At 60.2% G+C, this 12,594-nt stretch carries 13 protein-coding genes; 3 read left to right on the top strand and 10 right to left on the bottom strand.

From position 1 onward, the window contains the following. Positions 1 to 2 precede the first annotated feature (2 nt). The 7 genes from ACZZ0A_RS02050 to ppc all read right to left on the bottom strand — a co-directional run bounded on the left by ACZZ0A_RS02050 (position 3) and on the right by ppc (position 7,289). A complete protein-coding gene (locus ACZZ0A_RS02050) occupies positions 3 to 695 on the bottom strand; it encodes an extensin-like domain-containing protein (RefSeq protein WP_463542457.1) in 693 nt (230 codons plus the stop codon). Between the two features lie 2 nt (positions 696 to 697). Further along, positions 698 to 1,519 carry an isocitrate lyase/PEP mutase family protein gene (locus ACZZ0A_RS02045; RefSeq protein ID WP_463542456.1) on the bottom strand — a complete coding sequence of 274 codons (822 nt, stop codon included), beginning with the start codon at positions 1,517 to 1,519 and terminating at the stop codon, positions 698 to 700. A gap of 32 nt (positions 1,520 to 1,551) precedes the next feature. Continuing rightward, on the bottom strand, positions 1,552 to 2,412 hold the full coding sequence (locus ACZZ0A_RS02040) for a DUF72 domain-containing protein (RefSeq protein WP_007908887.1): 861 nt from the start codon (positions 2,410 to 2,412) through the stop codon (positions 1,552 to 1,554). Continuing rightward, on the bottom strand, positions 2,412 to 2,720 hold the full coding sequence (locus tag ACZZ0A_RS02035; RefSeq protein ID WP_007908889.1) for a hypothetical protein: 309 nt from the start codon (positions 2,718 to 2,720) through the stop codon (positions 2,412 to 2,414). Before ACZZ0A_RS02035 ends, ACZZ0A_RS02040 begins: the two co-directional genes overlap by 1 nt. Positions 2,721 to 2,942: 222 nt before the next feature. Beyond that, the gene (tsaB, locus tag ACZZ0A_RS02030; protein ID WP_095112537.1) at positions 2,943 to 3,617 is read right to left on the bottom strand and encodes a tRNA (adenosine(37)-N6)-threonylcarbamoyltransferase complex dimerization subunit type 1 TsaB; all 675 of its coding nucleotides are present in this window, start codon (positions 3,615 to 3,617) and stop codon (positions 2,943 to 2,945) included. Positions 3,618 to 3,710: 93 nt separating this feature from the next. Beyond that, entirely contained in the window at positions 3,711 to 4,358 is a 648-nt protein-coding gene (gene adk / locus ACZZ0A_RS02025) for an adenylate kinase (protein ID WP_134176932.1), read from the bottom strand. 300 nt (positions 4,359 to 4,658) lie between these two features. Then, positions 4,659 to 7,289: a phosphoenolpyruvate carboxylase gene (gene ppc, locus ACZZ0A_RS02020; RefSeq protein WP_007908896.1), complete on the bottom strand. Its 2,631-nt coding sequence runs from the start codon at positions 7,287 to 7,289 to the stop codon at positions 4,659 to 4,661. A gap of 213 nt (positions 7,290 to 7,502) precedes the next feature. Between ppc and ACZZ0A_RS02015 the strand changes: the two genes are divergently transcribed. The 3 genes from ACZZ0A_RS02015 (at position 7,503) to ACZZ0A_RS02005 (ending at position 9,462) form a co-directional block, all read left to right on the top strand. Next, a complete protein-coding gene (locus ACZZ0A_RS02015) occupies positions 7,503 to 7,847 on the top strand; it encodes a pilin assembly protein (protein ID WP_095112540.1) in 345 nt (114 codons plus the stop codon). A 367-nt stretch (positions 7,848 to 8,214) separates the two neighbouring features. Next, a complete protein-coding gene (locus ACZZ0A_RS02010; protein ID WP_007908899.1) occupies positions 8,215 to 8,619 on the top strand; it encodes a DUF4398 domain-containing protein in 405 nt (134 codons plus the stop codon). Between the two features lie 54 nt (positions 8,620 to 8,673). Beyond that, positions 8,674 to 9,462, top strand: a complete 789-nt coding sequence (locus ACZZ0A_RS02005; RefSeq protein WP_007908901.1) for a lipotoxin F family OmpA-related protein LptF — start codon at positions 8,674 to 8,676, stop codon at positions 9,460 to 9,462. Positions 9,463 to 9,920: 458 nt separating this feature from the next. On the opposite strand, the gene ACZZ0A_RS02000 is transcribed toward ACZZ0A_RS02005, so the two are convergent. From ACZZ0A_RS02000 to ACZZ0A_RS01990, 3 genes are all read right to left on the bottom strand, one after another. Then, positions 9,921 to 10,250 (bottom strand): hypothetical protein, encoded by a 330-nt coding sequence (locus ACZZ0A_RS02000; RefSeq protein WP_007908903.1) that lies wholly within the window; start codon positions 10,248 to 10,250, stop codon positions 9,921 to 9,923. Beyond that, entirely contained in the window at positions 10,247 to 11,152 is a 906-nt protein-coding gene (locus tag ACZZ0A_RS01995; RefSeq protein ID WP_414916566.1) for an alpha/beta hydrolase, read from the bottom strand. The genes ACZZ0A_RS02000 and ACZZ0A_RS01995 overlap by 4 nt, the downstream gene beginning before the upstream one ends. Positions 11,153 to 11,317: 165 nt before the next feature. Next, positions 11,318 to 12,568: a flavohemoglobin expression-modulating QEGLA motif protein gene (locus tag ACZZ0A_RS01990; protein WP_176091693.1), complete on the bottom strand. Its 1,251-nt coding sequence runs from the start codon at positions 12,566 to 12,568 to the stop codon at positions 11,318 to 11,320. Positions 12,569 to 12,594: the final 26 nt, after the last annotated feature.

The raw sequence follows: 12,594 nt of genomic DNA, 5'->3' as shown, positions 1-12,594 counted from the left end.
CCTCAGCGACACACGCTCCAGCGCCCGACATCGACATGAAAGTGATTGCGGTGGGCGGCGTTGTAATCCGGACTCAACACCACACTGAATGCCTCACAGGCACCGTCGCGCAACTGACGCAGAAACTGCGCGTCCTGATTTTGCTTGGGCCAGTCCTTGAGCACGCTGACCGTGCGACCATCGGCCAGACGAAACCCGGCGATGTCCAGCGCATCAGCACTGGCATGACGGCTGAGCGCGCCGCTTTCGCGATTGTAGACATTGCGACAGGCAAAGCTGCCGAGGTGATCGACACGCGCGACCTTTTGCCCGTAAACGGATTGCGCGGCGGGTTGCAGCGTGTGGTGTTCAAACATCGCGTAGGCCACCGCCAGCGGACAACTGGCGAGGAAGCTGCTGCTCAGCGCCACCTCACCACCCTGTACGCGCAAGACGCCGATCAGTGGACACTTGGCGTCGGGGCTGTCGGATTGCCGCGTGACGCGCAGATCAGAGCTGCTCAACGCCTGGGCACAGAGTTCAGGATCGCTGCGCAAGCGCATCAGCTTGTAACCGGTCAGCCAATTGGGCGCGGCTTTGACGTCCAGTGGCGCCCATGGATTCCATTGCGGCGGCACGTCCAGCCAACCGCGCCAGACACTGACCGCAGCGCCGCCAATCATCAGCAGCACCAGCCAGAATATCCACCGCCCCATGTTCAGCCTTTGAAAAACTGGTTGGCTTTGGCGTACGGCATCGACTGCGCGGTAAACCCGAACGTGCCGGATTGCTGGATCTCTTCAGCGGCGCGGAAGAACTCGCCGAATGCTGCCAACGCCAATGCCGAGCCGGTGCTGATACGCCGCACACCCATTTCTTGCAACTCCTGCACGGTCAGTTTCAAACCGCCGGACATCAACACATTGACCGGTTTCGGCGCCACCGCGCGCACCACTGCCAGCACTTCCTCGGCGTTGCGCAAACCCGGCGCGTACAACACGTCGGCGCCCGCGTCGGCGAAGGCCTGCAAGCGGCGGATGGTGTCGTTGATATCAGGATTGCCGTGCAGGTAGTTTTCCGCGCGCGCCGTCAGGATGAATGGGAATGGCAGCGTGCGCACGGCGGCGACGGCCGCTTCGATGCGCGCCACGGCGTGTTCGAAGCAATAGATCGGCGCATCCGCGCGGCCCGTGGCGTCTTCGATCGAGCCACCGACCGCACCCGCCTCTGCTGCGCGAAGCAGGCTTTTCGCGGCTTCGGCCGGGTCATCGGAAAAACCGTTTTCCAGATCCACCGCCACCGGCAAATCGGTGGCCGCGACAATCGCGCGGACATTGGCCAGGGTCTCGTCGAGACCTAGCGCACCATCGGCCTTGCCCTGGGAAAACGCGTAACCGGCACTGGTCGTTGCCAACGCCTGATAGCCGAGGCTGGCGAGCATTTTCGCCGAACCGGCATCCCACGGATTGGGAATGACGAAAATCCCCGGACGTTCATGCAGGGCTTTGAAGGCGTGTGCTTTAACGGCTTGGGCATCCATCGGCAGGCTCCTGGGCAGGATAAAAATCCGCTTCAGAGCAGGCCAAGTTGCTCCGCAGCGGGTTCTCTGTATAGCTCAGGCAGCGCCGGCAGGCCAGGCAAACGTTGCATCAGTTGTGCGTGAAAACGTTGCGCCAGCTTCGCTGCGAGGAGGTTGTCGGCGGTGTGCAGGAAGATGTACGGCGTGCGGCCCTCTTCGATCCATTCGGCGATTTTCGCCACCCACGGCAGCAGGAACGAGTCGTTGGCTTCCAGTTCCGGATGGCCAATGAAACGCACCTGCGGGAACTGCGTAAACGCCGCCGGGCGCGTCGGCACTCGCGGCTTTTTCGATTGCGCGTGGATCACCGACGACTCGGTCGACAGGCAGCTGAACAGCGCACGCGGATCAAGGCAAATGCGCTCGACACCACGATCCAGCAGCAGACGATTGAGCAAACGTTCGCTCTCGCCCTTGGCGAAGAACTGCTCATGCCGTACTTCCACCGCCAACGGACAATCCAGCGCATCGATGAACGCCGCCAGTTCCGGCAGGCGATGCGGCGTGAAGCTTTTCGACAGTTGCAGCCACAGCGGCGAAACACGCTCACCGAGCGGCTTGAGTAATTGCAGGAAGGTTTCGGCGGCGGTCAGTTGCTCGCGCAGGTCTCCGCTGTGGCTGATGTCGCCGGGGAATTTGGCGGTGAAGCGAAAGTGCTCGGGCATAACTTCAGCCCAACGCTGCACAGTCGCGGGCGATGGACTGGCATAGAAGGTCGTATTGCCTTCAACGGCGTTGAACACTTGGGAATACAGACCGAGGAAGTCAGAGGTTTTTGCATCTACCGGGTACAGATATTCGCGCCAGGCGTTTTCGCTCCAGGACGGGCAACCGAGGTAGTAAGGCAGATCCATCAGATGTACAGATCGAGGCCCAGCACGTCTGCATCCCAATCGACAAAACCGGCGGTGCTCAAGTAACTGGCCAAGGCCATCGCTACGCTCTTTTTCATCGCACGGTGATAGATCATGTCTTGCTGACGGGCAGGCAGATTGCTCAGGCGTTGGGCCGAGGCTTTGGCAGCGCGGGCGGCCAATTGCTCTTCAGTCGGGAATTCCAGCTCGCCGTCGATATCGTCGACGGATTCATCCAGCGCCACATTGCCTTTGCGAGGCTTGCGCTTGATGGGGTAGGACTGAGAGGAAAGGCCGTCTATACGCATAATTTCATGCTCGGTATCGATGATGGCAATTTAGCGGCACTTGACCGACTTAGCAAACCGCCGAGTGATAACTAGAACACATAAAGCGCAAAAGGTTTAAAGCGGGGGGTTAGAAACTGACGATTGGCTGCAGAAGATCAAAAGATCGCAGCCTTCGGCAGCTCCTACATTTGGAATGCGATCCTTGTAGGAGCTGCCGCAGGCTGCGATCTTTTTAAAGGCTCAACGAGCCTTGGGGGTGGCGACTTTGTCGCGCAGGTAAACCGGTTGTGCATCATCCGCCGGGATCGACTCGCCGCGCTCCCAAGCGAAACGCGCCAAGGTCAGCAAGTCTTCGGCGTGGGGCAACATGCCGGCGTCGGAGCCGGTCAGATCGACCGCGATCCGCTCGCCATAACCCCAACCGGTGCCAGCACCAAACCAGTCGCCACTGGCATCGGCCGGCAGCGCGGCGACTTCCGGTGGCAACACCGCTTCGGCACCGACCAGACGCATCTCCCCTGCCGTCTCGCGGTAGCAGCCCCAATACACTTCATCCATCCGCGCATCGATCGCCGCCGCGACCTGGCTAACGCCGTGCTCACGCAACGCACGTTGCGCCAACACGGCCAGATTGGACACCGGCAACACCGGACGATCCAGCGCGAACGCCAAACCTTGCACCACACCAATGGCAATTCGCACACCGGTAAACGCACCCGGCCCGCGACCGAAGGCAATCGCATCGACCGCTTGCAGCGTGGTGCCGGCATCGGCCAGCAGTTGCTGGATCATCGGCAGCAGCTTCTGCGCATGCAGGCGCGGGATCACCTCGTAATGACTCGTGACCTTGCCGTCATGCAGCAAGGCAACGGAGCAAGCTTCAGTCGCGGTGTCCAGGGCCAGCAAGGTGCTCATCGATGTTTCCAAAACAGGGGTGGGAAAAAGTGCGTCAGTATAAACAACTACGGCCCGCAAGCGGGCCGTGGATGATGCAGCCGATCAGACTTTTCAGCTCAGCGCGGCCAGCACCTTGGTGGTGATCGCATCAACCGAACCAACGCCTTCGATGTGGCTGTACTTCGGCTTGCCGTTGGCAGCCGACAGCTTCTGGTAGAAATCCACCAGCGGCTTGGTCTGCGAATGGTAGACCGACAGGCGATGACGCACGGTTTCTTCGGTGTCGTCCTTGCGCTGTACCAGCTCTTCGCCGGTGATGTCGTCTTTGCCCGCGATTTTCGGCGGGTTGTAGACGATGTGGTAAACGCGGCCGCTGGCTTCGTGAACACGACGGCCGGCGATGCGTTGAACGATTTCTTCGTCTTCAACAGCGATTTCAACCACGGCATCCAGCTCGACGCCGGCAGTCACCAGGGCTTCAGCCTGCGGAATGGTGCGCGGGAAGCCGTCGAACAGGAAACCGTTGGCGCAGTCTGGCTGAGCGATACGGTCCTGAACCAGTGCGATGATCAGGTCATCCGACACCAGGCCGCCGGCATCCATGATGCTCTTGGCTTGCACGCCCAGCGGAGTACCGGCCTTGACCGCTGCACGCAGCATGTCGCCGGTGGAAATTTGTGGAATGCCGAATTTTTCGGTGATGAACTTAGCCTGAGTACCTTTACCGGCCCCGGGAGCTCCCAGCAGAATGACGCGCATTAGATGTGCTCCTCAATTTTTTTATAAAAAGCTTTTACAAAACAAAGGATTCGCCTCTTGGGACGAATCCTGAAAATACGGGTCGTGGCCGCACAAACGGCCAAAGGCTGATCAAGATACACAGCAGGCTGCGCCCACACAAGACGCCAAAAGTCGGAGAAACCGACGCCCCCCGCGACCTTGCGACGCGGTAACCCAAGTCGCAACCCCATCAATAACTGTCGCCTGGCGGCATTTTCATCCGTCAGGCAAAGCGGCACCCGGCATTTGTGTGCGGTGCCGCGCGCCACGACAAAAACGTTAGCCGGTATTTCGCAAACCGGCGGCAATCCCCGCCACAGACACCAGCAACGCCTGTTCCACCGGGCTGCCCTGCTCGACATCCTGCTGTCGCGAACGGGCCAGCAATTCGGCCTGCAATAGATGCAGCGGGTCGAGGTAGGTGTTGCGCAGCCGGATGAATTCGAGGGTGTCAGGGCTATGTGCCAGCAGCTGCGACTGGCCAGTCAGGCCAAGCACCACCGCGCACGCCTGCGACAATAGGTCGCGTAACTGCGCGCCCAACGGCAACAGATCCGGCTCGACCAGACGTTCATCGTAGGACAGCGCGATATCCGCGTCAGCCTTGGCCAGGACCATCTCCAGCATGTCGATGCGCGTGCGGAAGAACGGCCACTGCTCGCGCATTTGCCCAAGCAACTCGCCCTCGCCGCGCTCCAGCGCCTTGCTCAGTGCCGATTCCCAACCGAGCCACGCTGGCAGCATCAACCGCGTTTGCGTCCAGCCGAAGATCCACGGGATTGCCCGCAGGCTTTCGATACCGCCGGCCCGGCGTTTGGCCGGGCGACTGCCGAGCGGCAAACGACCCAGTTCCTGTTCGGGTGTGGACTGGCGGAAATACTCGACGAACTGCGGATTTTCCCGCACGACCTGGCGATAAGCACTGACACCGTCAGCCGCCAATTCATCCATTAGATGACGCCACTCTGGCGTCGGTGGCGGCGGTGGCAGCAAGGTCGCTTCAAGCACCGCCGCCAGATACAGATTGAGGTTTTGTTCGGCGATGTCCGGCAGGCCGAATTTGAATCGAATCATTTCCCCCTGCTCGGTGGTGCGGAACCGCCCCGCCACCGAACCCGGTGGCTGCGACAGAATCGCCGCGTGGGCCGGGCCACCGCCACGGCCCACAGTGCCGCCGCGACCGTGAAACAACAGCAGCTCGACTTGCTGCTCGCGGCAGATTTCCACCAGGCGCTCCTGCGCGCGATATTGCGCCCAGGCCGCCGCCGTGGTGCCGGCGTCCTTGGCCGAGTCGGAGTAACCGATCATCACTTCCTGCGGGCCTTGCAGCCGCGCGCGGTAACCCGGCAGCAGCAACAGCCGCTCCATCACCGGCCCGGCGTTGTCGAGGTCGGCGAGGGTTTCGAACAACGGCACCACGCGCATCGGCCGCAACACGCCGGACTCTTTGAGCAGCAGTTGCACGGCGAGCACATCGGAAGCGGCGCCGGCCATGGAAATCACGTAGGAACCCAGCGACGCACCCGGCGCGGCGGCGATCTCCTTGCAGGTGTTGAGCACTTCGGCGGTATCAGCAGAAGGCTTGAAATGCGCCGGCAGCAATGGCCGACGATTGCTCAATTCGCGGGTCAGGAAGGTGATGCGCTGCTCTTCGTCCCAGTCTTCATAGCGACCGAGACCGAGGTAATCAGTGATTTCAGTCATCGCCGAACTGTGCCGCGAGGAATCCTGCCGCACATCGAGGCGCACGAGGAACAAGCCGAAGGTCACCGCACGACGCAAGCAATCGAGCAACGGGCCGTCTGCAATCACGCCCATACCGCATTCGTGCAGCGAGTTGAAACACAGCTCCAGCGGATCAAGCAGATCGCGGTTGTTGTGCAGCACATCGGCCGGCGCCGGGGTTGGCGCAGTCAGCGCGGCGTGCGCCCAGTTGCGCGTGGCGCGCAGGCGTTCGCGCAGTTGTTTGAGCACCGCGCGATACGGTTCGGCGCTGTCGCCGGCTTTGGCTTTGAGGGCTTCACTGGCCTGCTGCATCGACAGTTCGGCCGCCAGATGATCGACATCGCGCAGGTACAAATCGGCGGCCATCCAGCGCGCCAGCAGCAACACTTCGCGGGTCACCGCAGCGGTGACGTTGGGGTTGCCGTCTCGGTCGCCGCCCATCCAGGAAGCGAAGCGAATCGGCGCCGCTTCCAAGGGTAGACGCAGGCCGGTCGCTTCGTACAACGCCTTGTCGGCCTTGCGCATATGGTTGGGGATCGCTTGCCACAGCGAGTGCTCGATCACCGCGAAACCCCATTTGGCTTCATCGACTGGCGTCGGGCGCGTGCGGCGGATTTCTTCGGTGTGCCAGGCTTCGGCGATCAGCCGCTGCAGGGTGTTTTGAATCTGTTCGCGTTCGGCTGTGGTCAGGTCGCGATGATCCTGCGCGGCGAGTTGCCCGGCGATCGCGTCGTACTTCTGGATCAGCGTGCGCCGTGCCACTTCGGTCGGGTGCGCGGTCAAGACCAATTCAATTTCCAGGCGCGCCAATTGCCGGGCCAGCGACTCGGCGCTGTGGCCTTCGCTGCGCAAACGCGCGAGCAATTCCGGCAATACGCGGGATTCGAACGGCGCCGGCTGCGACTCTTCGCGGCGATGGATCAACTGATACTGCTCGGCGATGTTCGCCAGATTGAGAAACTGGTTGAACGCCCGGGCTACCGGGAGCAACTCGTCTTCGCTCAATTGATTGAGGCTGGCGCTCAGTTCAGCGTCCATCGAGCCACGCCGATCGGCCTTGGCGCCTTTGCGAATCTGCTCGATCTTGTCGAGAAAGGCCTCGCCGTACTGGTCTCGAATGGTGTTGCCCAACAGCTCTCCGAGCAGGTGAACGTCTTCGCGCAAGCGTGCATCAATATCGGTCATCAGCAATTCCCCAGCAGTAATCCGGACGGCTTAGAAACGAGTGCATGACCTAGAGAGTGCCGCTCTACGACGCTTCTTACAAGCATCCGACCAAGGGACGTTAAACCTTGCGGGCGAAAGCTAGTCTCAACAGTAAGCCGTACAACGGCTTGCCGCCGGCCCCGGCGGACACTCACCCAGACCTGCCATGAGCAGGTGCGAAATGAGGTCATCATGAAAATTCGTGAACTCGCCCAGCATTGGGAAGAAAACGCCAAGGGTCGCCTGACCGACACTGGCTACTCGATTCATCTGGACGTCGAAGCCGCTGCGCGTCTGGCAGCGATTACCGAGATGTACCCCAAACGGCATGTCGAAGAATTGCTCGGCGAACTGATCGGCGCGGCGCTTGAAGAGTTTGAGGCGAGCCTGCCGTATGTGAAGGGTTCGACGGTGGTGGCGACGGATGAGGAAGGTGATCCGTTGTATGAGGATGTCGGGCCTACGCCGCGGTTTCTGGCGCTTTCGCGCCGGCATTTGCATGACCTCTCGGCCGCGGCAGGCAAGCAAAAACACTGATCCGGCATTGCGTTAACCCTGTGGGAGCTGGCTTGCCAGCGATGGCGTCCGTTCAGTCACCGATGTGTTGAATCTGATGGCCCCATCGCTGGCAAGCCAGCTCCCACAGGGAATGTATTTTTCCTCCAGCACTACGTCTTTCTTTCCCCGCGCGTACCGCTTCATCCCGCCAAAGTTCCCGCTTTAGAGCCTTGTCCATTCAGTCAAAAATTATTTTGGCGATAGGCCATCTTTTCTGAACTTTTGAAAAATCCCGCCGGTCGGAACCTGTAACCACGCCTGGAACGAGCGTTTCAAAAACGCGCTTTCACACGTCGCTTGCGGCTCCTCGACCAGGATGGATTCAGATGTATTCAGGAGATGCCTAATGGAGTTGAAGACCATGAAAAACCAAACCTCGTTTACCCACCTGCGCGGTCTGAAACTGGCTGCTCTGGCCATCGGCACCAGCTTCGTGCTGGCCGGTTGCGCCGGTAACCCACCGAGCGAGCAATACGCCGTGACCCAATCGGCCGTGAACAGCGCTGTCAGCGCCGGCGGTACCGAGTTCGCTGCGGTTGAGATGAAGCAGGCGCAGGACAAACTGAAACAAGCCGAAATCGCCATGCACGACAAGAAGTATGACGAGGCTCGCACCCTGTCCGAGCAAGCCGAGTGGGACGCTCGCGTCGCCGAACGCAAGGCTCAGGCCGCAAAAGCCGAACAGGCTGTGAAGGATTCCCAGAAAGGTGTTCAGGAACTGCGTCAGGAAAGTCAGCGCACCGTGCAGTAAGCGCGCATCCCGACCGCAAAGCTGAATCTCTTATCGATAGAAAGGACGAAAATTATGCGTAAGCAACTGATGATCCCCGCTCTTCTGGCCGCAAGCGTTGCTCTGGCTGCCTGCTCCACTCCGCCTAACCCGAATCTGGAAAACGCGCGCACCAACTACGCCGGCCTGCAAGCCAACCCGCAGGCAAGCAAAGTCGCGGCGCTGGAAACCAAAGACGCCAGCGATTACCTGGACAAGGCCGACAAGGCTTACCTGGACAAACAAGACGCGGCCAAAGTTGACCAACTGGCTTACCTGACCAACCAGCGTGTGGAAGTGGCCAAGCAGACCATCGCCCTGCGCACCGCTGAAAACAATCTGAAGAACGCAGCTGCCCAACGTGCTCAAGCGCGTCTGGATGCTCGCGATCAGCAGATCAAACAGCTGCAGGACAGCCTGAACGCCAAGCAGACCGATCGCGGTACGCTGGTGACTTTCGGTGACGTGCTGTTCGCCACCGACCGTGCCGACCTTAAATCCAGCGGCCTGGTGAACATCAACAAACTGGCGCAATTCCTCCAGGAAAACCCGGATCGCAAAGTGATCGTCGAGGGTTACACCGACAGCACCGGTACAGCCAGCCACAACCAGTCGCTGTCCGAGCGTCGCGCCAACTCCGTGCGCACCGCACTGGTGAAAATGGGCGTTGATCCAGCGCGTATCGTCACCCAAGGCTACGGCAAGGAATACCCGGTTGCCGAAAACGGCAGCGCTTCCGGTCGTGCAATGAACCGTCGCGTGGAAGTGACCATTTCCAACGACAACCAGCCAGTGATGCCACGTTCGGCGGTCAGCTCGAACTAAGCGCCCTGCTGTAACGCAAAAGCCTCGCCTGAGTGATCAGGCGGGGCTTTTTTGTGCGGGCTGAAATCGCGCCCCCTCACCCCAGCCCTCTCCCGAGGGAGAGGGAGCCGATTTGTGGTGCTTTCAGAATTTGTGTTCGACACGATGGATCAGGCGGGGCTTTTTTGTGCGGGCTGAAATCGCGCCCCCTCACCCCAGCCTTCTCCCGAGGGAGAGGGAGCCGATTTGTGGTGCTTTCAGAATTTGTGTTCGACACGATGGATCAGGCGGGGCTTTTTGTGCTGGCTGATATCGCAGCCCCTCACCCCAGCCCTCTCCCGAGGGAGAGGGGGCCGATTTGTGGTGTTTTCACATTTGCGTTCGACTCGGTGGATCAGGTCGGCGTAACTCGAAAGAACACCTCGGTCAGTCCCCTCTCCCCCTGGGAGAGGGTTAGGGTGAGGGCTGAACCTGCAGAATCACTGTTCCAGCTTCTGCGGAGTCTCCTCACCCATGCAACGCACGGCTTTCTTCTGGGCGTTAATCAGCACACCGGTCAAACCTTTCTGCTCGGTATCGAACAACACCAACACGCCATCAATGCACTGCGCCACTTGCGCCGCCGGGTCGAGCGAGACCTTGTAGTCTTCGCCCGGCACGGTCTTGAGCATGGTGAATTCATTGAGCAGCAACGCATCCTCGGGTTTGGCGAAGTGCAGGTAGCCGTAGTACCACAGCGCCCCGACGGTGCCGAGGATGCTGCAGATACCGGTGATGATCAGCGGGATGGCGTTGCGTTCTTCAGTCATTGCGGACTCTCATCTTCAGAATTCGGGGGTGTCGGGTAATTGGGGATTTCGCCGAGACGGCGCAGGCCGTTGAAATGCTCCGGATCGTCGAGGTAGCGCAGCATGACCTGACGCCACACCGGGTCGCCGAAGGTCTGCACATGACCGCCACGGGTCAGTTGCAGCACACGCGGTGGCGGCGCAGCTTGATACAGACGGATGCCGTTGGAAAGCGGGACCAGCGGATCGTCGATGCTGTGGAAGATCAGCTTCGGCACGCCGTTGAGTAGCGGCATCGAGTTGATCGCGCTGTCGCCATCCGGCACCAGCCACGACAGTGGTACCTGAAATGGCCAGGTCAGCCACGAAGTGCTGAGAGCATATTGGCCGACACTGCGATAGCTCGCGGGCACGCCGTCGAGCACCAAAGCCTTGAGTTGTTTCTGCCGTTCGGGATGCTGCACCAGCCAATGCACGGCCATCGAACCGCCGAGGCTCTGACCGAGCAGAATCAGCGGCTTGCCTTTGACCTCGGGCGCCTTGTCGAGCCAGGCGAACGCGGCGTCGATGTCCTGATAGATCGCCGGCAAACTCGGCTCGCCCTCGGACAGGCCATAACCGCGATAGTCGACCAGCAGCACTTGATAGCCGTTTTTCGGCAGCCACCAACTGCCACCGAGGTGCATCGGCAGGTTACCGCCGTTGCCGTGCAGGTGCAGAACGGTGCCTTTGACTTCGACACCGGGTTTCGCCGGTAGCCACCAGGCGTTGAGCTTCAAGCCATCAGCGGTAACCAAAGTTACCGTCCGGTATTCGAGCTTGGCTTTTTCCGGGGTAAAGATCTGGCCCGGCTCGGGGTAGAACAACAGCGAACTGCAACCGCCGAGGGTCAGGAGCAGGCAGAAGATGCCGAGGATTCTCATCCGGTGAAACCTCGTAAAAGAAATTGGCAAACAAACGATTCAGAGAAAAACAAATAACCCTGTGGGAGCTGGCTTGCCAGCGATGGCGGTGGGTCAGCCAACATCAATATTGACTGACAGAATGCAATCGCTGGCAAGCCAGCTCCCACAGGGGATATTGGTTGTTCAAAGGATATTGGAGTAATCCGCTTCGATCCGGTCCAGGCTCAAGTGATTGAGGAAGTTGGAGAAACACATCCACGCCGACAACGCATTCAAATCGCGGAACTGATCCGGCAGGTATTTCGGCGGCACCACCAATCCTTCATCCACCAGTTGGCGCAAGGTCCGCATGTCTTCCAGTGTGGTCTTGCCGCAGAACAACAACGGAATCTGCTCAAGCTTGCCCTTACGCACGGCCAACTGAATGTAGTTGTAAACCATGATAAAGCCCTTGAGGTAGGACAAGTCTTTGGTGAATGGCAGCCCGGTCGGCGTCGAGCCACGGAAAACCCGACTGGCGTTGCCGTAACTTTCCGCCATCTCAAAGCCCTGCTCGCGGAAGAACTCGAAGATCTGCAGGAAGTCGGCGCCCTCCTCGACCATGTGAATGGCGCGGGTGCGGTTGGTCAGTTTGCGCAGGCGACTCGGGTAGGAGGCGAACGTGATGATTTCCATCAGGATCGCCAGGCCTTCCTGGGTCACCGTCGACGACGGTGGGCCTTTGGACAGGAAGGTGCAGATCGGCTGGTTCAGCCCGTTGAGCGTGGTGCCGACGTGCACCAGGCCTTCGTGGACTTCCAGCGCGCGTACGTCGCGATCGTTGAACATCGCGTCGGTGCGGATCTTGATGTAGTCGGCGCCGGCCGCCGCGTCGGCAACGATGCCGTCGGACTCGAACACGCGGATGGTTTCCTCGGCCTCGCCGAACACTTTGTTCAGACGGGTCTGCAGCAAGTGCACCGCGTCTTTGGCGGTGAGAATTTTCGGCTCGTCCTTGAGGTCGCCACGGCCATCAATGTTGTTCAGGTAGTCGGACATCATCAGGCCGAGGTCGGCCAGCGTTGGGTCACCGGCGTGGAATGCATCGGAGGCGGCGCCGTACAGTTCCTGCGAAATCAGGCCGAAATCCTCGGTGCCACGCGCTTCAAGCATGCGCACCACCATGCGGTATTCCTTGCACATACGGCGCATGATCTGCCCGACCGGGTTGAACTGGCCGAGCTGGCGGGTGATGTCGCGCTCGATGTTCTGGAACTCCAGCTTGACCTTGCTCGAATCGAAACTCAGCGGCCGATTGAGGTAGTAGTCGCGATCGACGGCGGGCATTTCCTTGCCTTTGGCCTTGAGGAAACCCTTGCGGATGTTCTCGTCCCACTTGACCGCGTCGAGCACACGGATCGGCGTCTGCGCCAGCACAATGCGGTCGGACAACATGCGTATCGTCTGCTGGTAATCGTCCA

It is taken from the genome of Pseudomonas sp. AC242, assembly GCF_979258655.1.
The sequence above is the reverse complement of the archived record's forward strand: the minus strand, read 5'-3'. Positions and strand labels throughout refer to the sequence as shown.

Bases quoted from the DNA above. Each gene is read 5' to 3' on its own strand.
- ACZZ0A_RS02045 (WP_463542456.1), bottom strand. From the start codon at position 1,519: ATGGATGCCCAAGCCGTTAAAGCACACGCCTTCAAAGCCCTGCATGAA.
- ACZZ0A_RS02050 (WP_463542457.1), bottom strand. From the start codon at position 695: ATGGGGCGGTGGATATTCTGGCTGGTGCTGCTGATGATTGGCGGCGCT.
- ACZZ0A_RS02000 (WP_007908903.1), bottom strand. From the start codon at position 10,250: ATGACTGAAGAACGCAACGCCATCCCGCTGATCATCACCGGTATCTGC.
- ACZZ0A_RS02040 (WP_007908887.1), bottom strand. From the start codon at position 2,412: ATGGATCTGCCTTACTACCTCGGTTGCCCGTCCTGGAGCGAAAACGCC.
- ppc (WP_007908896.1), bottom strand. From the start codon at position 7,289: ATGACCGATATTGATGCACGCTTGCGCGAAGACGTTCACCTGCTCGGA.
- ACZZ0A_RS02005 (WP_007908901.1), top strand. From the start codon at position 8,674: ATGCGTAAGCAACTGATGATCCCCGCTCTTCTGGCCGCAAGCGTTGCT.
- ACZZ0A_RS01995 (WP_414916566.1), bottom strand. From the start codon at position 11,152: ATGAGAATCCTCGGCATCTTCTGCCTGCTCCTGACCCTCGGCGGTTGC.
- adk (WP_134176932.1), bottom strand. From the start codon at position 4,358: ATGCGCGTCATTCTGCTGGGAGCTCCCGGGGCCGGTAAAGGTACTCAG.
- tsaB (WP_095112537.1), bottom strand. From the start codon at position 3,617: ATGAGCACCTTGCTGGCCCTGGACACCGCGACTGAAGCTTGCTCCGTT.
- ACZZ0A_RS02010 (WP_007908899.1), top strand. From the start codon at position 8,215: ATGGAGTTGAAGACCATGAAAAACCAAACCTCGTTTACCCACCTGCGC.
- ACZZ0A_RS01990 (WP_176091693.1), bottom strand. From the start codon at position 12,568: ATGTTGTCCGACCGCATTGTGCTGGCGCAGACGCCGATCCGTGTGCTC.
- ACZZ0A_RS02035 (WP_007908889.1), bottom strand. From the start codon at position 2,720: ATGCGTATAGACGGCCTTTCCTCTCAGTCCTACCCCATCAAGCGCAAG.
- ACZZ0A_RS02015 (WP_095112540.1), top strand. From the start codon at position 7,503: ATGAAAATTCGTGAACTCGCCCAGCATTGGGAAGAAAACGCCAAGGGT.